The 461-nt window shown below is 31.9% G+C and carries 1 protein-coding gene; it reads left to right on the forward strand.

What is annotated here, in order from left to right:
- The first annotated feature begins 68 nt into the window (after window positions 1-68).
- On the forward strand, window positions 69-299 hold the full coding sequence (gene yidD, locus V7014_RS25470; RefSeq protein WP_335511633.1) for a membrane protein insertion efficiency factor YidD: 231 nt from the start codon (window positions 69-71) through the stop codon (window positions 297-299).
- Window positions 300-461: the final 162 nt, after the last annotated feature.

Below are 461 nucleotides of genomic sequence, written 5' to 3' on the forward strand. Positions count from 1 at the left end.
AAGGTGTATAATGATTTTTAAGAAGAAGAACAAAATGATTTTGAAACATAAAAAAAGGATGAACCAATATGAAGAAACTTTTTTTATTAATAATCCGCTTTTACCGAACGGTTATTTCACCTTTAAAACCACCAACATGTCGCTTTTATCCTACATGTTCAGCATATGGTCTTGAAGCAATTCAACGCTTTGGCGCCTGGAAAGGTGGCTGGTTAACAATAAAGCGTATATTAAAATGTCACCCTTTTCATCCAGGGGGAATAGATTATGTTCCTGAGAAGAAACCAAAGGATTCCTAAAGTTTAGCAAAATATGACGAAAAAAATTAAGCACGAAACGCTTGCTTTCGTGTTTTCTTTGCGTTAATATACAATATGTAAATCGTAATGATTTCGTTTTTTGTATTTTAAATCGTAATTACTACGATTTATCAGGGGGAGAAAAAATGAAAAAAAATATTC

Origin of the sequence: Bacillus sp. JJ722 (assembly GCF_036963345.1) — a bacterium.
Lineage (GTDB): Bacteria > Bacillota > Bacilli > Bacillales > DSM-1321 > Bacillus_AD.

Excerpts from the sequence above, each read along its gene's own strand:
- yidD (WP_335511633.1), top strand. The coding sequence starts at position 69 with ATGAAGAAACTTTTTTTATTAATAATCCGCTTTTACCGAACGGTTATT.